The sequence below is a fragment of the Pantoea agglomerans genome (assembly GCF_020149765.1).
GTDB lineage: Bacteria > Pseudomonadota > Gammaproteobacteria > Enterobacterales > Enterobacteriaceae > Pantoea > Pantoea alvi.
This window is the reverse complement of record NZ_CP083809.1, coordinates 4,039,241-4,060,544: the sequence shown is the minus strand read 5'-3', so window position 1 is coordinate 4,060,544 and position 21,304 is coordinate 4,039,241. Positions and strand designations below refer to the sequence as shown.

Annotated in this window: 17 protein-coding genes; 8 read left to right on the top strand and 9 right to left on the bottom strand. The window is 59.6% G+C overall.

The genetic code is table 11. The features are described from left to right. Nucleotides 1-37: 37 nt before the first annotated feature. The 6 genes from mnmG to ravA form a co-directional block, all read right to left on the bottom strand. The gene (mnmG, locus tag LB453_RS22005; protein ID WP_103797085.1) at nt 38-1,927 is read right to left on the bottom strand and encodes a tRNA uridine-5-carboxymethylaminomethyl(34) synthesis enzyme MnmG; all 1,890 of its coding nucleotides are present in this window, start codon (nt 1,925-1,927) and stop codon (nt 38-40) included. Nucleotides 1,928-2,368: 441 nt separating this feature from the next. Then, nucleotides 2,369-2,809 carry an FMN-binding protein MioC gene (mioC, locus tag LB453_RS22000; RefSeq protein ID WP_103797084.1) on the bottom strand — a complete coding sequence of 147 codons (441 nt, stop codon included), beginning with the start codon at nt 2,807-2,809 and terminating at the stop codon, nt 2,369-2,371. A gap of 152 nt (nt 2,810-2,961) precedes the next feature. Continuing rightward, nucleotides 2,962-3,423, bottom strand: a complete 462-nt coding sequence (asnC, locus tag LB453_RS21995; protein ID WP_033755376.1) for a transcriptional regulator AsnC — start codon at nt 3,421-3,423, stop codon at nt 2,962-2,964. A 103-nt stretch (nt 3,424-3,526) separates the two neighbouring features. Continuing rightward, nucleotides 3,527-5,665, bottom strand: coding sequence for a 5-histidylcysteine sulfoxide synthase (gene ovoA, locus LB453_RS21990; protein WP_103797167.1), 2,139 nt, complete (start codon nt 5,663-5,665; stop codon nt 3,527-3,529). Nucleotides 5,666-5,735: 70 nt separating this feature from the next. Further along, nucleotides 5,736-7,196, bottom strand: a complete 1,461-nt coding sequence (gene viaA, locus LB453_RS21985) for an ATPase RavA stimulator ViaA (RefSeq protein ID WP_224481579.1) — start codon at nt 7,194-7,196, stop codon at nt 5,736-5,738. Next, on the bottom strand, nt 7,193-8,689 hold the full coding sequence (ravA, locus tag LB453_RS21980) for an ATPase RavA (protein ID WP_103797166.1): 1,497 nt from the start codon (nt 8,687-8,689) through the stop codon (nt 7,193-7,195). The genes viaA and ravA overlap by 4 nt, the downstream gene beginning before the upstream one ends. A 289-nt stretch (nt 8,690-8,978) precedes the next feature. On the opposite strand from ravA, the gene kup reads away from it, so the two are divergent. After that, entirely contained in the window at nt 8,979-10,847 is a 1,869-nt protein-coding gene (gene kup, locus LB453_RS21975) for a low affinity potassium transporter Kup (RefSeq protein WP_103797082.1), read from the top strand. A 3-nt stretch (nt 10,848-10,850) separates the two neighbouring features. On the opposite strand, the gene qseC is transcribed toward kup, so the two are convergent. Both qseC and qseB read right to left on the bottom strand, forming a co-directional pair. Beyond that, nucleotides 10,851-12,182 (bottom strand): quorum sensing histidine kinase QseC, encoded by a 1,332-nt coding sequence (gene qseC, locus LB453_RS21970; protein WP_103797081.1) that lies wholly within the window; start codon nt 12,180-12,182, stop codon nt 10,851-10,853. Next, nucleotides 12,179-12,841 carry a quorum sensing response regulator transcription factor QseB gene (qseB, locus tag LB453_RS21965; RefSeq protein ID WP_103797080.1) on the bottom strand — a complete coding sequence of 221 codons (663 nt, stop codon included), beginning with the start codon at nt 12,839-12,841 and terminating at the stop codon, nt 12,179-12,181. The genes qseC and qseB overlap by 4 nt, the downstream gene beginning before the upstream one ends. Nucleotides 12,842-13,002: 161 nt before the next feature. On the opposite strand from qseB, the gene LB453_RS21960 reads away from it, so the two are divergent. From LB453_RS21960 to rbsR, 7 genes are all read left to right on the top strand, one after another. Then, nucleotides 13,003-13,398: a YgiW/YdeI family stress tolerance OB fold protein gene (locus LB453_RS21960; RefSeq protein ID WP_103797079.1), complete on the top strand. Its 396-nt coding sequence runs from the start codon at nt 13,003-13,005 to the stop codon at nt 13,396-13,398. A 170-nt stretch (nt 13,399-13,568) separates the two neighbouring features. Beyond that, nucleotides 13,569-13,988 carry a D-ribose pyranase gene (gene rbsD / locus LB453_RS21955; protein WP_103797078.1) on the top strand — a complete coding sequence of 140 codons (420 nt, stop codon included), beginning with the start codon at nt 13,569-13,571 and terminating at the stop codon, nt 13,986-13,988. A gap of 7 nt (nt 13,989-13,995) precedes the next feature. After that, nucleotides 13,996-15,501, top strand: a complete 1,506-nt coding sequence (gene rbsA / locus LB453_RS21950; RefSeq protein WP_103797077.1) for a ribose ABC transporter ATP-binding protein RbsA — start codon at nt 13,996-13,998, stop codon at nt 15,499-15,501. After that, a complete protein-coding gene (rbsC, locus tag LB453_RS21945; RefSeq protein WP_103797076.1) occupies nt 15,498-16,469 on the top strand; it encodes a ribose ABC transporter permease in 972 nt (323 codons plus the stop codon). The genes rbsA and rbsC overlap by 4 nt, the downstream gene beginning before the upstream one ends. Before the next feature lie 26 nt (nt 16,470-16,495). Continuing rightward, complete coding sequence (gene rbsB / locus LB453_RS21940) at nt 16,496-17,371, top strand: ribose ABC transporter substrate-binding protein RbsB (RefSeq protein WP_103797075.1); 876 nt, start codon at nt 16,496-16,498, stop codon at nt 17,369-17,371. A gap of 66 nt (nt 17,372-17,437) precedes the next feature. Further along, nucleotides 17,438-18,370: a ribokinase gene (gene rbsK, locus LB453_RS21935; protein ID WP_103797074.1), complete on the top strand. Its 933-nt coding sequence runs from the start codon at nt 17,438-17,440 to the stop codon at nt 18,368-18,370. Nucleotides 18,371-18,373: 3 nt separating this feature from the next. Then, the gene (rbsR, locus tag LB453_RS21930; protein WP_411970182.1) at nt 18,374-19,366 is read left to right on the top strand and encodes a ribose operon transcriptional repressor RbsR; all 993 of its coding nucleotides are present in this window, start codon (nt 18,374-18,376) and stop codon (nt 19,364-19,366) included. Here rbsR and mdtD read toward each other — a convergent pair. Continuing rightward, nucleotides 19,363-20,766 (bottom strand): multidrug transporter subunit MdtD, encoded by a 1,404-nt coding sequence (mdtD, locus tag LB453_RS21925; RefSeq protein ID WP_103797072.1) that lies wholly within the window; start codon nt 20,764-20,766, stop codon nt 19,363-19,365. The two genes, rbsR and mdtD, sit on opposite strands and share 4 nt — an antisense overlap. Between the last annotated feature and the right edge of the window lie 538 nt (nt 20,767-21,304).

Genomic DNA, 21,304 nt, shown 5'->3' with positions numbered 1-21,304 from the left:
CAGTCAGCGGGGGCGAGCGGACTCGCCCCGTTTCAGGTCAGGCGCTTTTGCGCAGCAGCCCTTGTTTTTTCAGGTAAATCAACAAAATCGAAATCGCCGCCGGCGTGATGCCGGAGATGCGCGACGCCTGGCCGATCGAGGAAGGTTTATGATCGTTGAGCTTGGCGATCACCTCATGCGACAGGCCGCTGACCTGGCGATAATCCAGCTCGGCCGGCAGCAGCGTATTTTCATTGCGCAGTTGACGATCGATCTCTTCCTGCTGGCGCGCGATGTAGCCTTCGTACTTCACCTGAATCTCAACCTGCTCGGCCGCCTGCGCATCAGAGAGCGACGGGCCGAAGCTCGGCAACGAGGTAAGCTGAGCGTAGGTCAGCTCCGGACGGCGCAGCAGATCTTCGCCGCTCGCCTCTTTGGTGAGCGCGCTGTTGAGCAGCGTATTCACTTCCGCGACGTTCTCCGACTTCGGATGCACCCAGAGATCGCGCAGGCGCTGACGCTCCTGCTCAATCGCCTCGAGTTTCTGGTTGAAGCGCGCCCAGCGAGCGTCGTCCACCAGGCCCAGCTCGCGGCCGGTTTCGGTCAGACGCAGATCGGCGTTATCTTCGCGCAGCATCAGACGATACTCGGCGCGCGAGGTAAACATGCGGTACGGCTCTTTGGTGCCGAGCGTGCAGAGGTCATCCACCAGCACGCCGAGATAGGCCTGATCGCGACGCGGCGCCCAGCCCTCTTTGTCGGCGGAGTGACGTCCGGCGTTAAGGCCAGCCAGCAGGCCCTGCGCCGCAGCCTCTTCGTAGCCGGTGGTGCCGTTGATCTGCCCGGCGAAGAACAGCCCGTGGATATATTTGCTCTCCAGCGTCGGCTTGAGATCGCGCGGATCGAAAAAGTCATACTCGATCGCGTAGCCGGGACGAACGATTTTTGCGTTCTCCAGTCCCTTCATTGAGCGCACGATCTGCATCTGCACGTCGAAGGGGAGGCTGGTAGAGATGCCGTTCGGGTAAATTTCGTTGCTGGTCAGCCCTTCCGGCTCAAGGAAGATCTGATGCGCGTTGCGATCGGCAAAGCGCATCACCTTGTCTTCGATCGACGGGCAGTAGCGCGGGCCGATCCCTTCAATGACCCCGGCATACATGGGGCTACGATCGAGGTTATTGCGGATCACCTCATGGGTCTGCTCGTTGGTATAGGTGATCCAGCAGGGAACCTGCTGCGGATGCTGCGATCTGTCGCCCATAAACGAGAAGACCGGCATCGGGTTATCGCCGTGCTGCGGAGTAAGCACGGAAAAATCGATGGTGCGCGCGTCAATACGCGGCGGCGTACCGGTTTTCAGACGGCTGACGCGCAGCGGCAGCGCGCGCAGGCGCTTCGCCAGCGGAATGGACGGCGGATCGCCTGCGCGGCCGCCGCTGTAGTTATCCAGCCCGATATGAATTTTGCCGTCGAGGAAGGTTCCGACGGTCAGCACCACCGCTCTGGCGCGAAACTTCAGCCCCATCTGGGTAACGGCGCCCACGACGCGATCGTTTTCGACGATAAGATCGTCCACCGCCTGCTGGAAGATCATCAGGTTGGGCTGGTTCTCCAGCGCGGTGCGTACCGCCTGGCGATACAGCACGCGATCCGCCTGTGCGCGGGTAGCGCGCACCGCCGGGCCTTTGCTGCTGTTTAGTATCCTAAACTGAATACCCGCCTTGTCGATCGCCGTGGCCATCAGGCCGCCTAAGGCATCCACTTCCTTAACCAGATGTCCTTTTCCAATGCCACCGATCGCCGGGTTGCAGGACATTTGTCCAAGCGTATCAATGTTATGGGTGAGTAACAGAGTTTGCTGACCCATTCGGGCAGCGGCCATTGCGGCTTCTGTGCCCGCATGACCACCACCAATTACGATGACGTCAAAAGGATCTGGATAAAACATGAAGTGGTACCTCGTTGATGAACTGGCAGGGATCGTTGCCCTGGGCGGTGGATTCTACTGAAATTCCGCCGAGGGTGAAAGCGGCGGGATCTGCGGGTTTAAAAGAAAGGATCTTTATTCTGTATATGATCTTTCTGTTAGATCTCTTTATTAGGATCGCGGACTTCGGTGGATAACTCGGGAAACCCTTTTTCTATCAACCTTATAGCGAGGATCCTTTGCTGTGAATGATCGGTGATCCTGATCCGTATAAGCTGAGATCAAAATGGCGACTTATACACAGCTCAGAAAAGCATCAGCGGTTATTCTTGGGATAACTACCGGTTTTACGCAGTAATCAAGCCTAGTTATCCACAAATAAAGCGAGCGCGATAGTATAAAAACAGAGGTTTAAACTGGGGATCCGGTGAAATACCCGATCCCCTGTGGCAAAGGATCCGCTTAAAGATGGGCCATCCAGCCGCTTAGCCAGGCCTCAGCCGGATCTTCAGGGATCTCATGCTCCAGCACGTCGATTTCCAGACGATCGCCGATACGCTGCGCGCCGCGAGCGATCAACAGGGCGTCCAGCGAACGAATGGCGCCGCAAAAGAGATCGTATTCGTGGTTGCCAAGGCCGATGGCGCCGAAGCGCAACGCCGACAGGTCTGGCTGGGTTTCCGCAATCGCCTCATATAAAGGCTGCAGATTGTCCGGCAGTTCGCCTGCGCCGTGGGTAGAACTCACCACCAGCCAGATCCCCTGCTGCGGCAGCTCATCCAGCGCCGGGCCGTGCAGCAGCTGCGTGGAGAAACCCGCTTCCTGTAACTTCTCTTCCAGATGCTCGGCCACATATTCGGCGCTGCCCAGCGTGCTGCCACTGATTAAAGTAATATCGGCCATGATGCTCTCCCGGAATAAAGGCGAGCATTGTACGCTGTGATCAAGCCGTGATCCACCTGTGGAAAACAGGGTTAATAAAAACAGAGAGGCGAACGCAGCCGTTGGCGCAGGCGGCGTTCATCGGGGATAAGGTTGTGCACAGAAAAAAAAGATCAGGGTTTAATGGTGCGCATGATCGGGTTCTGTAAGGAGATCAGCGTTTCGGTGGACTGGATTTCGTCGATGGTCTGGATCTTGTTGATCAGCACCTGCTGCAGCGCGTCGATGGATCGGCACATAACCTTGATAAAGATGCTGTAGTGTCCGGTGGTGTACCAGGCTTCGACCACCTCGTCGAGCGCTTCCAGCTTGCTCAGCGCGGCCGGGTAGTCGCGCGCGCTTTTCAGGATGATGCCGATAAAGCAGCAAACGTCGAACCCCAGCTGGCGCGGATCGATCTCCACCCGGGTGCCGAGAATAATGCCGGCCTGTTTCATCTTCTCCACGCGAACATGGATGGTGCCCGGACTGACGTTGAACTGTTTCGCCAGCTCGGCGTAAGCTGTGCGGGCATTGTCCAGCAGCGCATTCAGGATCCCGCGATCCAGGTTGTCCAGTTGCAGTGATTCGGCCATATCATCCTCATGTCAGCTCTTCTTATTTGAACAGAGGAGAATGTGCAGCAAAAAGAGGCGGCAGGCAATCACCGGCAGCAGCGTTTGCCGCTGCCGGTGAGCGTTAGCGCTTACGCCACAGCGTGACCTGCGCCAGCGAATGCTGATACTTGCGCGCGGTTTCACGGATCACGAAAGGCTGGTCCTGCGGCGCGCCGATCGGCTCAAACTCCGCTGCCAGCAGCCGCTGCAGCGCCTGCAGCGTGGTGAGCGCCTCGCCGTTTTCGCGAATGCCGCCCAGCCAGTTCTCCCTGGGCGTAAACGCTTCCAGCCAGGTATAGGGCGAGGAGAGCAGCAGCAGACCGCCGGAGCGGATCATCGGCGCGATATCCTGCAGGAAGCGCTGTGGCTGACGCAGGCGATCGATCAGGTTCGCCGCCAGCACCAGGTCATACTGCGCGGGCTGAGGCTTCAGGTTGCAGGCGTCGCCCTGCACGAACTGGATACGCTGCGCCTGCTCGGCGTCGAGGCCAAAATCTTTTAGCCGCACCTGACGATACTCCACCAGCTCACCCTCTTCCGGCACCACGTAGCGGAAATCTTCGCCGGAGGTGAGCTGCAGCGCGACGTCAATAAAGCGCGCTGAATAATCCATCCCGATCACCTTTTCAAAATGGCGCGCCAGCTCAAAGCTGGCGCGGCCGGTGGCGCAGCCGATATCCAGCGCGGTGCCGCGCGCCTGGCAGTGGGGCAGCGCCAGCGCCACCAGCGACTCGGCGTAGTTATCGACGCCGAAATAGCGCGGGCCATACTGGAAGTCGAGATACTGCGACACCATGTCGTCAGTTTCGTAGGGGTTGAGCGTCATTGTTTCCTGATGCGAGGAGACGACGTAGCGGAAGCCCGCATGCTGGAAAAAGTGGCGGCGAAAAGCGTAGCGCGACGATTTCAGCGCTTCGTTGCCGGTAGAGATCCAGCTGCCGCCCTTGATGATCGAATGCTTGCCGTCGAAGGTCGGCGTCGAGAAGTCGTCATAGAGTGGATGCACGCGGAAGCCTTCAAAGCCGTTGATCGGCGTGGTTGTCCACTGCCAGACGTTGCCCACGATGTCGAAAAAGTCGCCCTGAGCGAAACGGTCAACGGCGCAGGAGGAGGCCCAGTATGCAAGGTTGATATTGCCTGGCGCCTGCTGCCACTCCGGCTGATCGCCCTCTACCTGCTCGCGCAGCAGCATCCACTCCGCTTCGCACGGCAGCTGCACGGACGCGCCGGTCTCCTGTGCTTTCCAGCGGCAGAACGCGGCGGCCTCCAGCTGATTAACTTCGGCCGGCCAGTCCCATGGCATTGGCACCTCTTCGGTCATCAGACGCAGTTTAAGGGCGTCGGGCTGGTGCGCATCGCCAACCCAGAAGGTCGGCATCTGCGCCTCGGCGAAGCTGCGCCAGCCCCAGCCCTCTTCGTCCCAGTACTGGCGCTGCTGATAGCCGCCGGCGGCAACAAACTCATAAAATTCGGCGTTGCTTACCAGCATCTTGCTGGCTTTAAACGGCTTGAGCTCGGTGGTCAGGCTGCCATATTCGTTGTCCCAGCCGTAGGTATCGTCGCGTTTCCCCTGCACCACGGTGCCGCCCGGCATGGCGATCAGGCTATTGGCGGGAACGCTTTCGCGCGCGTGACGGGCTTGCTGGCAGGCTGGCCACTGCGGCTGCGGTTTGACCCATTCCAGCGGCAGCTGACGGATTAGCACGCTGGAGGTTTCCAGATGAATACGCTCATGTTCGATCCCCATCAGGATCACCCAGGCCGGGCTCTCCCAGTCGATCGGCAGCTCCAGCGGCATGGACTGAATAAATTCTGTAACCAGGTTTTTCACCTTGCCACGATAGGCGCGCACCTCTTCTGCTGTCGGCCAGGCGTAGTGGCTGTCGTCAAGGTCGTCCCAGCTCATCTCATCCACGCCGATCGCCATCATCGCCTCAATGCGGGCATCGATTCGTGCGTCGATATAGCGGCCCGCCATCAGCTTATTGATATAGAAAGAGGCGGTGTGACCGAAATAGAAGATCAGCGGATGGCGCAGCCTGATGGCTTTATTGAACCAGGCGCGGTCGTCGGCCAGACAATCGAACAGGCTCTCATACAGCTCCCAGGTCTGGGTGAAATAGGCCAGCAGCTCAGCGCGTTTCTCTGCCACGCTGCTGCCGGAAAGGCGTACCGTACGGGTTGGTAACGGTAAATTGGGTTGGTGTTGGGCAAGTGTCACAGTGAACTCCGTTAGCTGAATAAACACAGCGGGTAATTCACTATAGCAAATGGGGGTTTCTGCTCTGTGACTAACGCCGCCAGCGGCGCAGCAGGCGGCTTTTCATGCCGGTATCGAAACGCCAGATATGGTCGAAGATGCGCAGAATGCCGGGCTTGCCGTGCGCCGACATCGCTACCGCATGGAAGCGCTGCTGCTGTTGCAGCTGGCGCTGCTTCACCACGCTAACGATCTCGTCCGGCAGACGCTGGGCGATAAAGTCGGAGACCACCACGGCGTCAGCGTCCTGCCATAGCGATCCCTCCATACGTTTAACCACCGCTGCCAGACAGGCGGCGAGATCGGTACCGCCGCGAAAGCGCTGGCTGAGAAAGCGGATCGCCTGCTCCAGCCCGTCGTCGCCGGTAAGCTCGTAGCCGATGACGTCGTGGGCGAACAGCATAACGTAGCAGCGGCGGCGATCGGCCAGCGCAACCTTCAGCAGCGCCAGGCAGAACGCTTTGGCGCAGCGCTCGTTGAAGCCGCCCATCGATCCTGAGGTATCGACGCAGACAATAAAGGGGCCGCGCGGCTGCTCTTCGTGCTGCTGGTGGCTGACCGGACGCAGAGTGACTTTTTCATGCCAGGCGTCGCCCTGCAGCCGGTAGGTCAGCAGCCGTTTTTCCACCAGGCGGCGGTAAAATTCCAGCTCCAGCTCGCTGATGCTAATGGTCGCCAGCTCCGGCGGCAGCAGACGCAGCACGTCGTCGCTCTGATGAATGCCGTTCACCTCTTCGGGCACCGCGTCCGGTTCGCGCACCAGCTGGTGAAAAGCCTCCAGCGGGGCATCCTGCGACGGTACCGACTTTGCTTCGCGGCTGCGCCCCAGCTGTTGCGCCAGCGCCAGCAGTTCCGGCTGCTGCGCCAGGAAGTCGCCATACTCCAGCATCAGCTGATAGTCGCTGTGCTGCAGTGGGGCTTTGCTCATATCCCACAGGCGCCCGGCCGCCGCCTCGTCGTTGTCGCTCAGCACGGGCGCCAGCTGGCCGCTCAGCGCCATACGCTGCTGCAGTTCGGCCATCAGTCGTTCGCGCTGCTGCTCCAGCAGCTGTTCGTTGAGCGTCAGCGTCTGCAGCGTCAGGCTGAGACGCCAGCGCTGCAGAAACAGCGTATGCTGCGCGCCGCTCAGCTGATGCGCGTCGGTGTGCTGCAACAGGCGCTGTGCCTCTTCCAGAAAGGGCGAGGGCTGCTGCGTCAGCGCCTCAAGTATTTCAGGCAGCTGCTGGTTAAAGTCGTGATGGCTGAGCAGCTGGGCGCGCTGAAACAGCTGAAACTCGTTGCCCAGCGTTTCTGGTACCGGCGTCGCTTTAAGCTCGGCGTTGATCTCCGCTTTCCAGCGCGGCACGTCACGCAGCATCGCCTGCTTCAGACCGGGGAATTTTTCAAAGAAGATCGCCAGCTGCGGGGAGGCGAGCAGCGCGAGAACCAGCTCTTCGATCAGTTCGGCTTCGCCAACAGAGAGCAGCGCGCTGAGCGTCTCCAGTGAGATCATTTACGCGCCTGTTTCAGCTGATCGGCCACATCCTGCAGGCTGGTTTCAATACGCGCCAGCCAGTCGTCGCTGATAAACAAACAGCGCTGATGCTGGCTGAACTGGTGGCGCTGCGCGCGCAGCTGGGTATCCAGCTCGTCCAGCGCTTCGCTGATCTCAGCCGGCAGTTCGCTGTGCGCAACGGCGCCGGGCAGCGTCAGGCGCGCCGTTTGCAGGCTGACGTCGCGCAGCGCCAGGCAGTGCTGCGCATCTACCAGCAGATCCAGCGTCTGGGCGAAACCGATGCCGTTCAGCTTGCCGCGCACCTCGCCGCCTTTCAGCAGCCACTGCTCCAGCGCATCGCGGGCGATCACCACATGCGTAACCTGCATATCGTGCAGCGTGAGCGGCTGCTGCAGCATCAGGGTCAGCTGCGGCTCCGTCAGGCTGGCGGGCAGCTCGTAGTGCGGCTTGCGGCTGAACATGCCGCTGTGTTTTTCCAGCGTAATCGCCTGCGCCACGCTCTGCTGCTGCTGTAACGCCAGGCGTCGCGCTTTGAGCTGCTGCAGCCTGAGCAAAAGCGTCTGTTGCTGCCAGGCCTGCTGCGTCATCAGCAGGTCAATCGCGCGCTCCAGCACCTGCATAGAGGCGATGTCGTGCCACAGGCAATCTTTCAACAGAATAAGGTCGATTGGCGCGATGGCGCTGCGGCCGCTGTAGAAGGCGCTTGCCTGCAGCAGGTGAATCGCCTTTTTCCAGCGGCGATCGGAGATATAGGGCGCATCGGGCAGGGTTTCCAGATGCTGGCGCAGCTGATAGATCAGTTCGAAGACATTGTCCGGCAGGCTGACCTGCGTAATGCCCTGCTGCCACTGATGATACTCCTCGTCGCTAATGCGCAACGATTCCGCGACCGGATTGGCGTTTTCATCCTGCTGGTGGGTCAGCATGCTGCGAAAGTTTTGCTTCTCATGCACGTTGTCGAGCCAGAGGCGGATCAGCATGCGGTCGTAGAGCGCTTCCAGCCCGCTGTCCGCTTCCGGCAGTTCGTTGGAGGCGGTGACCAGCAGGCGCATCGGAATTTTTTCTTCGCTGTCGCCATTGCGAAAGCGGCGCTCGTTAATCGCGGTCAGCAGGGTATTCAGGATGGCGGGGCCCGCTTTCCAGATCTCGTCGAGAAAGACAATTTCCGCATCAGGCAGATAGCCTTTCGTCAGGCGCTGATAGCGGCCTTCATCTTTGAGCGCCTGAATCGACAGCGGGCCGAATACCTCTTCCGGCGTTGAGAAGCGCGTCATCAGGTATTCAAACGCGCGCGCATTCTGAAAAGCAAATTTCAGGCGTCGGGCGATCAGGCTCTTGGCGATGCCCGGCGGGCCAAGCAAAAATACGCTTTCGCCGCTCAGCGCCGCCAGCAGACAGAGGCGAATTGCGTCGTGGCGTTCATACAGACCCTTCTCCAGGGCATTGCTGAGACGAGAAATTCTTTCTGCCAAAAGATGGGGTTGAGCCATAATCACTTCATTGTCCTTCTGTTACTGCTGCCGTCATAGGGTGGCAGGCGCACTACTCTACTGATTATGATGCGTGAAAGCGTTGATTGCCGTCCGCTTTTTTTGTGTCACAAAATCCAATCATCGCATAATGCCGCTGCGGCCTGAATGCCGCGAGAAAAATCGTCAGCGTCGGAGACGTTGATGACGGATTGGGATGGGTTTTTTGGGAAACAGGTGCATACTGTGCGCTTTTTGATAGCCAGAGCGAAGGGCGTTACGCCTCTCTGCTCCAACAAAAGATAACTCTATGAGCTCGGATAACAAGCAATCACTTAGTGCGTTAACGCTGGCCGCGATTGGCGTAGTGTATGGCGATATCGGCACCAGCCCGCTCTATACCCTGCGTGAATGTCTCTCCGGTCAGTTTGGTTTCGGCGTTGAGCGCGAAGCGGTTTTCGGCTTTCTGTCGCTGATTTTCTGGCTGCTGCTGCTGGTGGTATCGCTGAAATATATCAGCTACGTCATGCGCGCGGATAACGCTGGCGAGGGCGGTATTCTGACCCTGATGTCGCTGGCGGGCCGCAATACCGGCGCGCGCGCGACGGCGGTACTGGTCATTATGGGCCTTATCGGCGGCAGCTTCTTCTATGGCGAAGTGGTGATTACGCCCGCTATCTCCGTGATGTCGGCCATCGAAGGGCTGGAGATTGCTGCGCCCTCGCTCGATCCCTTTATCGTTCCTCTCTCTATCGCGGTGCTGACGCTGCTGTTTATGATCCAGAAGCACGGCACCGGCATGGTGGGCAAGCTCTTCGCCCCGGTGATGCTGATCTGGTTCGCCACGCTGGCGGTGCTGGGCGTGACCGGCATTATGAAGAACCCCGAGGTGCTGCAGGCGCTCAATCCCTCCTGGGCGGTCAGCTTCTTTGTGCACTATAAAACCATCTCCTTTTTTGCACTGGGCGCGGTCGTGCTGGCGATTACCGGCGTGGAAGCGCTCTATGCGGATATGGGCCACTTCGGCAAGATGCCGATTCGCATCGCCTGGTTTATCGTGGTGCTGCCGTCGCTGGTGCTGAACTATTTCGGCCAGGGCGCGCTGCTGCTCAGCGATCCCAAAGCGATTAAAAACCCCTTCTTTCTGCTGGCACCCGACTGGGCGCTGATCCCGCTGCTGATTCTGGCCACGCTGGCGACGGTTATCGCCTCGCAGGCGGTAATCTCCGGCGTCTTCTCGCTGACGCGCCAGGCGGTGCGTCTGGGCTATCTGCCGGGGATGCGCATTATTCACACCTCGGAGATGGAGTCTGGTCAGATTTATGTGCCGATGATCAACTGGGTGCTCTATTTTGCCGTGCTGATCGTGATTATCAGCTTTGAGCACTCCAGCAACCTGGCGGCGGCTTACGGCATTGCGGTAACCGGCACCATGGTGCTGACGTCGATCCTCTCCTGTACCGTGGCGGTGAAAAACTGGCACTGGAACCGGCTGGCGGTCGGCCTGATCCTGACGCTGTTTCTCTGCATCGACGTGCCGCTCTTTTCCGCCAACCTGATTAAGCTCTTCTCCGGCGGCTGGCTGCCGCTCTGTCTGGGGCTGATCATGTTCCTGATTATGACCACCTGGAAGAGCGAGCGCTTTCGTCTGCTGCGCCGGATGCACGAGCACGGCAACTCGCTGGAGGCGATGATCGCCTCGCTGGAGAAATCGCCGCCGGTGCGGGTGCCGGGCACCGCCGTTTATATGTCGCGCGCGCTGAACGTCATCCCCTTTGCGCTGCTGCATAACCTCAAACACAACAAAGTGCTGCATGAGCGCGTGGTGTTTCTGACGCTGCGCACCGAGGATGCGCCTTACGTGCATAACGTGCGCCGCGTCGCCATCGAGCAGCTGTCGCCGACCTTCTGGCGCGTGGTGGCCAGCTACGGCTGGCGCGAAACGCCCAATGTAGAGGAGATATTCCACCGCTGCGGGCTGGAAGGGCTTAACTGCCGGATGATGGAGACCTCGTTCTTTATGTCGCACGAGTCGCTGATTATGGGCAAACGTCCCTGGTATCTGCGCCTGCGCGGCAAGCTCTTCCTGGCGCTGCAGCGCAACGCGCTGCGCGCGCCTGACCAGTTTGAGATCCCGCCGAACCGGGTTATCGAACTGGGCACCCAGGTAGAGATCTGATCCTTACCAGCGCAGGGCGACGCAGAGTCCGCCGCCCTCGCGCTGGCTGAAACGGAGCTGCATTCCGTGCAGCTGCGCAACGTTGCGCACGATCGACAATCCCAGTCCGCTGCCGCTCTTCTCCTGTCCTGGTGGTCGCCAGAAGCGCTCGCCCAGCCGCTGTATCTCCGCCTCGCTCAGCCCCGCGCCGTTATCCTCAACGCGCAAGCCGCGGCTTTCCAGCACCACGCTGACGTTGCTGCCTTCTGGCGTATAGCGAATGGCGTTGTCCAGCAGGTTGCGCACCAGCAGCGACAGCAGCAGCGCATGACCCTGAATAACGGGATCGGCGCGGCTTTCCAGGCGCAGCGCGACGCCGGCGCGATCGGCGTGCGGCAGCTGCTCGGCCAGCGCCTCCTGCAGCAAATTGCGCAGCGCAACAGGCTGAAACGCGCCGCGCGCATCCTCGGCTTCGGCGCGCGACAGCGTCAGCAGCTGATCCACCAGCCGCGTGGCGCGCTGAATGCCGTCATCCAGCTGGCGCAAGGCGTGCAGGCGCATCGCGTCATCGTCGGCGGCGAGCTGCACCACCTCGCTCTGCACGCGCAGCGCCGCCAGCGGGCTGCGTAGCTCATGGGCGGCATCAGAGGTAAAGCGGCGCTCGCGCTGCACCATGGTGCTGATGCGGCTGAACAGCCCGTTCAGCGCCTCCGTCAGCGGCCTGACCTCCAGCGGCACCCGTCCGGCGTCCAGCGGCCTGGCGTCGTCCGGCGCGCGCTGCGCCAGCAGCTGCGTGATGCGCTTGAGCGGGCGCAGCTCGTACCACACCAGGCCGAGCAGCAGCAGCAGCATCAGCGGCAGCGCGATAAGCCAGGGCAGAATGCTGCTTTGCACCAGCGCTTTCGCCATATCGTCGCGATACTCCCACTCCTGGCCTACCACGATCCGGTGCTGGCCATCCGGGGTCGTCAGCCAGACAAAGCGCCAGTCGTCATCGTCGTCGTTTAACCGGCCGTCGTGAAATCCCTGGGCGTCAGCATCAAACGGCAGCATTCTGCCGTTTTCGCCGTCGTTCAGGACCGGCCTGCCGTCCCGGGTGAAAATAGCAAAGGCGAGCGCATCGTCATCCTGATCGCCGCGGTGGTGGCGCAGCAGCGCCTTGTTTTTGGGAAGCGCGGCGCGGTGGGGCACGCTGAGATCGAGGGCCATCAGGCGTTTGGCGAACAGCAGCTGCTGGGTGTCGAACAGCTCGTTAATGGTGTCGCGCGTCTGTAGCCAGGCGCTCAGGCTGGCGCTGCCCCAGCAGAGGCCGAGCAGCAGCACGAAGCCGACGCCGAGTCGGAGAAACAGGCTCACTGTGGCTCTCCCAGCATATAGCCGACGCCGTGTACGGTGCGGATAAAGGCCGCGCCAAGTTTTTTACGCAGGTGGTGGATATGCACTTCCACCGCGTTGCTGGAGACATCGGCATCCCAGCTGTAGAGCTTCTCTTCCAGCTGAGCGCGCGTCAGTACCCGTCCTGGATTGCGTAAAAAAAGTTCCAGCAGCGCCAGCTCCCGGCTCTTGAGCGCAACAGCTTCGCCACCCCGCGTCACGCTGTGGCTGGCAGGCAGCATAATGACATCGCCGTGGCGCAGTTCCGGCTGCAGCTGGCCGTGACGACGCCGGATTAGCGCCTGCAGCCGTGCCGCCACTTCGGTCAGGGCGAAAGGTTTGCAGAGGTAGTCGTCGGCCCCCAGCTGCAAACCCTCCACGCGCTGATCGAGGGCGTCGCGCGCGGTCAGAATCAGCACCGGCACGTCCGCGCCCTGCTGTCGCCAGTCGCGCAGAATATCCAGCCCGTCGCGCTGCGGCAGCGAAAGATCGAGGATCACCGCATCCCAGGGGGCCGCGTGCAGCGCGGCAAATCCTTCATCGCCGGAAATAAACCAGTCGACGCTGAAACCTAATTTTCCCAGGCCAGCCTTAATACCGTCGCCAATCAGCCGGTCATCCTCAATCAGTAATATGCGCATCTTCCCTCCCTTGCCTGTTGAGGCTTTATACGAAGCAGAACGACGCTTGTACAGGGTATATCACCAATTTTCGCTTATTTTCGCGCCTTAAGATCCTGTTAAGATCTGCCGGTTTTAATAAGAAGCGTACAAAAGACACATTCATGGAAACGAGGTGAAATATGAAAAAGCATGCTGCACTTTTAGCTATCCTGGCGCTGACAACGGCACCGGTCTTTGCCGCGACGCAGGGCGGATTTGTCGATGAGAATGCGCCTGCCGTTCAGGCGAAACAGGGAGGTTTTCAAAATAACCAGAGCAGCGTGGTGACCGTTAAGCAGGCGGAAGAGATGAAGGATGACAGCTGGATCACCGTGCGCGGCCAGCTGGAGAAGCAGATCGGTGAAGAGGATTATCTGTTTCGCGACGCCACCGGCACCATGAAAGTCGAAATCGACCACAAGCGCTGGGAAGGATTGACCATTACGCCGAAAGATCGCGTAGAGCTGACGGGCGAGCTGGATAAAGACTTCAACAGCATCGAACTTGACGTTAAACAGGTGCGCAAAGCGCCGTAACGCTCTTTTTACCGGGCCGCTTCTGCGGCCCTTTTTATCATCTGAGCCAAATTCCCGCCCGCACGAGCGAAACGTTTCGATAACGATCACACTTCTCGATTTCCCCCGTTGAGTTACCGCCGCTATTTCATACACTGCCGCTAGCGAAACGTTTCGCTCTGGAGCAGAAAATGAAAAAAGGTCGCTTGTTAAACGCTGAACTCTCTTACCTGATCGCCCGTATGGGCCATACGGATACGCTGACTATCGCTGACGCCGGCTTGCCGATCCCGGCAGGGCCGCAGCGCATCGATCTGGCACTTACGCCGGGCACGCCCGATTTTATGCAGGTGGTAAACGCCGTCACGCTGGAGATGCAGGTTGAAAGCGCTCTGATTGCGGAAGAGATCAAGCAGCATAATCCGCAGCTCCATAGCGAACTTCTCGCCGTGCTCGAAGCCCTGCAACAGCATCAGGGAAACCGGATTGCAGTGCACTACACCAGTCATGAACAGTTCAAACAACAGACTCAACGCAGTCAGGCGGTCATTCGCAGCGGAGAGTGTTCTCCGTTTGCGAATGTCATCCTGAGCGCTGGCGTCACCTTCTGAGGCCGTTATGCAACCCTTACTGCAGCTCCAGGGGATTGAGAAATCCTTTCCCGGCGTAAAGGCGTTAAAGAACGCGTCGCTGGCGGTCTATCCAGGGCGCGTGATGGCGCTGGTGGGCGAGAACGGCGCCGGCAAATCCACCATGATGAAGGTGCTGACCGGCATCTATAGCCGCGACGCAGGCTCGCTGCGCTGGCTTGGCGAAGAGACCACCTTCAGCGGCCCGAAAGCGTCGCAGGAAGCGGGCATCGGCATTATCCATCAGGAGCTGAACCTGATCCCGCAGCTGACCGTGGCGGAAAATATCTTCCTGGGTCGTGAATTCACTAACCGTTTTGGCCGTATCGACTGGAAGCGGATGTACGCCGAGGCGGACGCGCTGCTGAAGCGGCTTAATCTGCGCTTTAACAGCCACAAGCCGGTGGGCGATCTGTCGATCGGCGATCAGCAGATGGTGGAGATTGCCAAAGTGCTCAGCTTTAAGTCGCAGGTGATCATCATGGATGAACCTACCGACGCGCTGACCGATACCGAAACCCTGTCGCTGTTCCGCGTGATCAACGAACTGAAGGCGCAGGGCTGCGGCATTGTCTATATCTCTCACCGTATGAAAGAGATCTTCGAGATTTGCGACGACGTGACGGTTTTCCGCGACGGCCAGTTTATTGCCGAACGTCCGGTACAGGATCTCAGCGAAGAGAGCCTGATCGAGATGATGGTGGGCCGCAAGCTGGAAGATCAATATCCACGCCTCGACCAGGCGCCGGGGGAGATTCGCCTCAAGGTGGAGAACCTCAGCGGGCCGGGCGTGCATGACGTCAGCTTTACGCTGCGCAAAGGCGAGATCCTTGGCGTTTCCGGGCTAATGGGCGCCGGCCGCACCGAGCTGATGAAGCTGCTTTACGGCGCGCTGCCGCGCAGCAAAGGCCGGGTCTGGCTCGACGGCCGTGAAGTGGCGACGCGCGCTCCGCAGGACGGGCTGGCCAGCGGCATTGTCTACATCTCTGAAGACCGCAAGCGCGACGGCCTGGTGCTGGGCATGTCGGTAAAAGAGAACATGTCGCTGACGGCGCTGCGCTACTTTAGCCGCGGCGGCACGCTGAAGCACGCTGCTGAGCAGCTGGCGGTAGGCGATTTCATCCGGCTCTTCAATATCAAGACGCCAACGATGGATCAGGCGATCGGCCTGCTGTCGGGCGGTAATCAGCAAAAAGTAGCCATCGCGCGTGGGCTGATGACGCGGCCCAACGTGCTGATCCTGGATGAACCGACGCGCGGCGTCGACGTCGGGGCGAAGAAAGAGATTTATCAGCTGATCAACCAGTTCAAGGCTGAAGGGCTAAGCATCATCCTGGTCTCATCAGAGATGCCGGAAGTGCTTGGCATGAGCGACCGCATCCTGGTGATGCATGAAGGCCGCTTCGGCGGCGAATTTACCCGCGAGCAGGCGACGCAGGAAACGTTAATGGCGGCAGCCGTAGGCAAGCAACACAGCGAGGATTTAGTTGTATGAGTACCCAAACCTTAGCATCCAGCCGTCGCTGGTTCAGCAAAGCCTGGCTGATGGAGCAAAAATCGCTGATTGCGCTCATCGTGCTGATCGCGGTGGTGGCGAGCCAGAGCCCTAACTTTTTCACCGTCGCGAACCTGTTCAATATTCTGCAGCAGACCTCGGTTAACGCCATTATGGCGGTCGGCATGACGCTGGTGATCCTCACCTCCGGCATCGATCTCTCGGTGGGATCGCTGCTGGCGCTGACGGGCGCGGTAGCCGCCTCGCTGGTGGGGATGGAAGTCAACGCGCTGGTGGCAGTCGCGGGCGCGCTGGCCCTGGGGGCGGCGATCGGTGCCGTTACCGGCACTATCGTGGCGCGCGGCAAGGTGCAGGCCTTTATCGCCACGCTGGTAATGATGCTGCTGCTGCGCGGCGTCACCATGGTCTATACCGACGGCAGCCCGATTAATACCGGCTTTAACGACAACGCCGATCTTTTCGGCTGGTTCGGCATCGGCCGTCCGCTGGGCATTCCGACGCCGGTGTGGCTGATGGCTGCTGTTTTCCTGCTCGCCTGGTACATGCTGCACCACACGCGTCTTGGCCGCTATATCTACGCGCTGGGCGGCAATGAAGCGGCAACGCGCCTTTCCGGCATCAACGTTAACCGCGTAAAAGTGATCGTCTACGCCCTGAGCGGCATGCTGGCCGCGCTGGCGGGCACCATCGAAGTCGCGCGCCTCTCCTCTGCGCAGCCCACGGCGGGCACTGGCTACGAGCTGGACGCTATCGCGGCGGTGGTGCTGGGCGGCACCAGCCTGGCGGGCGGTAAAGGGCGCATTATGGGCACCCTGATTGGCGCGCTGATCCTGGGCTTCCTGAATAACGGCCTGAATTTGATGGGCGTCTCTTCCTACTACCAGATGATCGTAAAAGCGGTGGTAATCCTGCTGGCGGTACTGGTGGATAACAAAAGCAGTAAATAACTCTGACCTTTACACAGGATGAAATAATGAAAAAGTTGACCGCACTGGCCGTGATCCTCGGCGCGACATTAAGCGCCAGCGCAGTGGCGAAAGATACCATCGCGCTGGTGGTCTCCACGCTGAATAACCCTTTCTTCGTCTCGCTGAAAGAGGGCGCGCAGAAAGAAGCCGACAAACTGGGCTATAACCTGGTGGTGCTGGATTCGCAGAACAACCCGGCGAAAGAGCTGGCGAACGTGCAGGATCTCACCGTGCGCGGCACCAAACTGCTGCTGATTAACCCTACCGACTCCGATGCGGTCGGCAACGCGGTGAAAATGGCAAACCAGGCCAATATCCCGGTGATTACGCTGGACCGCGTGGCCGCGCAGGGCAAAGTGGTGAGCCATGTCGCCTCTGATAACCGCTTCGGCGGCAAAATGGCGGGCGACTATATCGCTAAGCGCCTGGGTGACGGTGCCAAAATTATTGAACTGCAGGGCATTGCCGGTACTTCTGCGGCGCGCGAGCGCGGCGAAGGCTTTAAGCAGGCCTCAGATGCGCATAAATTCCAGGTGCTGGCGAGCCAGCCGGCGGACTTCGATCGCACCAAAGGGCTGAACGTGATGCAGAACCTGCTGCAGGCGCATCCGGACGTGCAGGCGGTCTTTGCGCAAAATGATGAAATGGCACTCGGCGCGCTACGCGCATTGCAAACCGCCGGGAAATCTGATGTCGTGGTAGTCGGCTTTGACGGCACCGCCGACGGCGTGAAAGCGGTCGAAGGCGGCAAACTGGCGGCGACGGTCGCTCAGATGCCAGATAAGATCGGCATGATTGGCGTGGATACCGCTGATAAAGTGCTGAAAGGTGAAAAAGTGCAGGCCATCAATCCCGTTGACCTGAAACTGGTCACCAAATAACTCAAAGAAAAGCAGGGCAATGCGCCACCCTTCAACCGGTGGCGCACTCTTTCTGGATCACACCCTATGAGCAAAAGCGCAAAACTGGCCGTTCTCGGCAGCATTAATGCTGACCATATTCTTAACCTGACGCACTTTCCTCGTCCCGGCGAAACGGTGATCGGGGAGCAGTATACCGTTGCGTTTGGCGGCAAAGGGGCGAACCAGGCGGTCGCCGCCGGGCGAGCTGGGGCGGAGATCGCCTTTATCGCCTGTCTTGGCGATGACGCTATCGGCGAGCGCATCCGCGCGCAGCTGGCGCGAGACCGCGTCGATACCGCCGCCGTTGAAACCGTCAGCGGCGAACCGACCGGCGTCGCAATGATTTTCGTTAACGGCGAAGGCGAAAACAGCATCGGCATCTGCGCCGGTGCCAACGCGGCGCTGACGCCCGCCTGCGTGGCGCGTCATCAGCAGGCTATCCTGGATGCCTCGGCGCTGCTGATGCAGCTGGAGTCGCCGCTGGAGAGCGTGCTGGCTGCGGCGAAGCTTGCTCGCGCCCATCAGACGCAGGTAATCCTCAATCCCGCACCGGCCACGCCGCTCGACGATGAGCTGCTGGCGCTGGTGGATATCATTACCCCAAATGAAACCGAAGCGGAAAGCCTGACCGGTATCGCTGTCGCCAGCGACGATGACGCCGCGCGCGCCGCCGAAGCGCTGCACGCCAAAGGCATTGGCACCGTGCTGATCACGCTGGGACGCCGCGGCGTCTGGCTGAGCGAGCAGGGCAAAAAAGGCGAGCGCATTGCCGGGTTTACGGTGAAAGCGGTCGATACCATTGCGGCGGGGGACACCTTTAACGGCGCGTTTATTACGGCGCGGCTGGAAGGCAAAAGCCTGCATGACGCGGTACGCTTCGCCCATGCGGCAGCGGCCATCGCCGTTACGCGTCCGGGTGCGCAGCCTTCCGTGCCGTGGCGTGCGGAAATCGACGATTTTCTACTTCAGCAGGGTTAAGCCTTGGCGACCATGAAAGATGTCGCCCGCATGGCGGGCGTCTCCACCTCCACCGTCTCGCACGTTATCAACAATAACCGCTTCGTCAGCGAAGCGGTGCGCGAGAAGGTCGATCGGGCGATCAGCGCGCTGAACTACGCCCCCTCGGCGCTGGCGCGCAGCCTTAAGCTTAACCAGACGCATACCATCGGCATGCTGCTGACCGCCAGCAGCAACCCCTTTTACGCCGAGGTGGTGCGCGGCGTTGAAGACAGCTGCTACGAGCGCGGCTACAGCCTGATCCTCTGCAACACGGCGGGCGACGAAGAGCGCATGAACCGCAGCCTGGAAACGCTGCTGCAAAAGCGCGTCGACGGGCTGCTGATCATGTGTACCGAAAGCCATCTGCCCTCCGCGGCTATTCTCAATCGCTATCCTTCTATTCCAGCCGTGATGATGGACTGGGCGCCCTTTGAAGGGCGCGGCGATATTATCCAGGATAATGCGCTGCTGGGTGGCGAGCTGGCGACGCAGCATCTGATTGACCGCGGATACAGGCGGATCGCCTGCATCTCCGGCCCGCTGGATAAAACCCCGGGACGCATGCGTCTGCAGGGCTACTATCATGCGATGGAGAAAAACGGCCTGGCGATCCCGGCGGGCTATGTGATTAACAGCGATTTCGAGTTTCAGGGCGGCTATAGCGCCATGAAGGCGCTGCTGGCGCTGCCCTGCCCGCCGCAGGCGGTTTTTACCAGCAACGATGCGATGGCGGTCGGCGTTTATCACGCGCTGTTTGAGGCGGGATTGCGCATTCCGCAGGATATGGCGGTGATGGGATATGACGATATCGAGCTGGCGCGCTATCTGACGCCGCCGCTGACCACCATTCACCAGCCGAAAGATGAACTGGGCCAGCTGGCGATCGATACCCTTATCCATCGCCTTAACGATCCCGACGCCAGCCAGCAAACGCTGGTGCTGACGCCGGAACTGGTGGTGCGCGCCTCCACTTAAGCGCTTTTCTTCTTTTTATCGCGATTGGTGATCAGGTGGCGGCCATCCCCCGGCCGCAGCAGCGCAAAGGTAAAGGCGGAGATCACCGTGACGATGCCCATCGTCAGGAAGGTTGAATGGAACTGCTCGACGGTGCCGCTATCGAACGCCTGATAAAAGCGCAGTACCGCCGCGCTTACCGCCACGCCAAAGCTAATCGACAGCTGCTGCGTCACCGCCAGTACGCTGTTGCCGCCGCTGGCGTTCTCATCATTTAGATCGGCCAGCGTGATGGTGTTCATCGCGGTGAACTGCGTTGACATCGCCATGCCGAGAATAAACAGCGGCAGCAGTAGCAGAATGATACTTTCAGAAGGTGACTGCAGTGCAAAGCTGGCGATCAGAATGCCGATAACGACGGTGATGCCGACCAGCGTGCGGCGATAGCCGAACAGGCGCAGCACCCGGGTTACCGTCGACTTAGCCAGGATCGAGCCGATGGCCGTCGGCGCCATCATGCAGCCCGCCACCACCGCCGAGAAACCAAAACCGACCTGCAGCATTAACGGCATCAAAAAAGGAACGCAGCCGGTGCCGAGGCGCGACGCGATATTGCCGAGAATGCCGACCGAAAAGGTGCGGGTCTTAAACAGCGGCAGGCTGATCAGCGGTGCCGGGTGGCGGCGCGCATGAACGATATAAAGAAGCAGCAATATAATGCCCGTTGCCAGCACGCCCGACGCCAGCCAGGCGGAAACGATACGCTCGCCAAACAGCTCAATGCCGATCGACAGCAATACCAGCCCGGCGCCGAATAGCAGGAAACCGAGAAAATCGAAGCGACGTTTGGGCAAGGTAAAGTCCGGCATATATTTACGCGCATAGACAATGCCAAGAATGCCGACGGGAATGTTTATCAGGAATATCCAGTGCCATGTGGCGTAGGTGACCAGCAGCCCGCCAAGCAGCGGTCCCAGTATCGGCCCCACCAGGCCAGGCATGGTAACGAAGTTCAGCACCGGCAGGAGTTCACTGCGCGGATAGGCGCGCAGCAACGCCAGGCGCGCCACCGGCATCATCATTGCGCCGCCCACGCCCTGAACGATGCGCGAGATCACCAGCATCGTCAGCGATTGCGACAGGGCGCAGGCCAGCGAGCCAAGGGTAAAGAGTGACACCGCGATAATAAACACCTTACGCGTGCCGAAGCGGTCGGCAAGCCAGCCGCTGACGGGGATTAACATTGCGACGGTAAGGGTGTAGCTGATAACAGCGGACTGCATAGCCAGAGGAGAGCGATCGAGGCTGGTAGCGATAGCGGGTAGCGCAGTGTTGAGAATGGTGGCATCCAGTGCCTGCATAAAAAACGCCATGGCGGCTATCCATGGCAGACCGGCCATACTGCGCGCGGATCGTATCATCGAAAATCCTTCTATATAGGTGTCAGTAGCTGGCAAGGAATCGAAATGACAGCATAGCATCGACAAAAAATGTGACGTTGGCAATTTTCCACAATGAAAGGCTCTCTTTGCGCGCTTTTTCGCCCGGAAATGTCTGCTTTTAACTCGTTCGGTTAAAAAAAAAGCATCCGACAATTATTTTCAAAGAAATGCTTGTCAGCCTGAAAGAACTGCCTATAATGCGCCTCCACTGACACGGCACAACGGCTTACGGAATGCGGTGTTCAGGAGAGCCGGTTTACCGGGTCGCCGGATGAAATCACTGAAAAAAAGTGGTTGACTCCGAAGGAGAGTAGCGTAATATACGCCACCTCGCAGCAGCAGGCTCCGCCGCTGACTGCACCGCTCTTTAACAATTTATCAGACAATCTGTGTGGGCACTCGAGAGCAGATATCAAAAGCCTTCGGGCTTAAAAAATATCAAGCCTCACGAGTGGACACATAATGACATTCATTATGACGTTTTACAGATGAGCACCGCTTAACTTGTTTAAGCAAA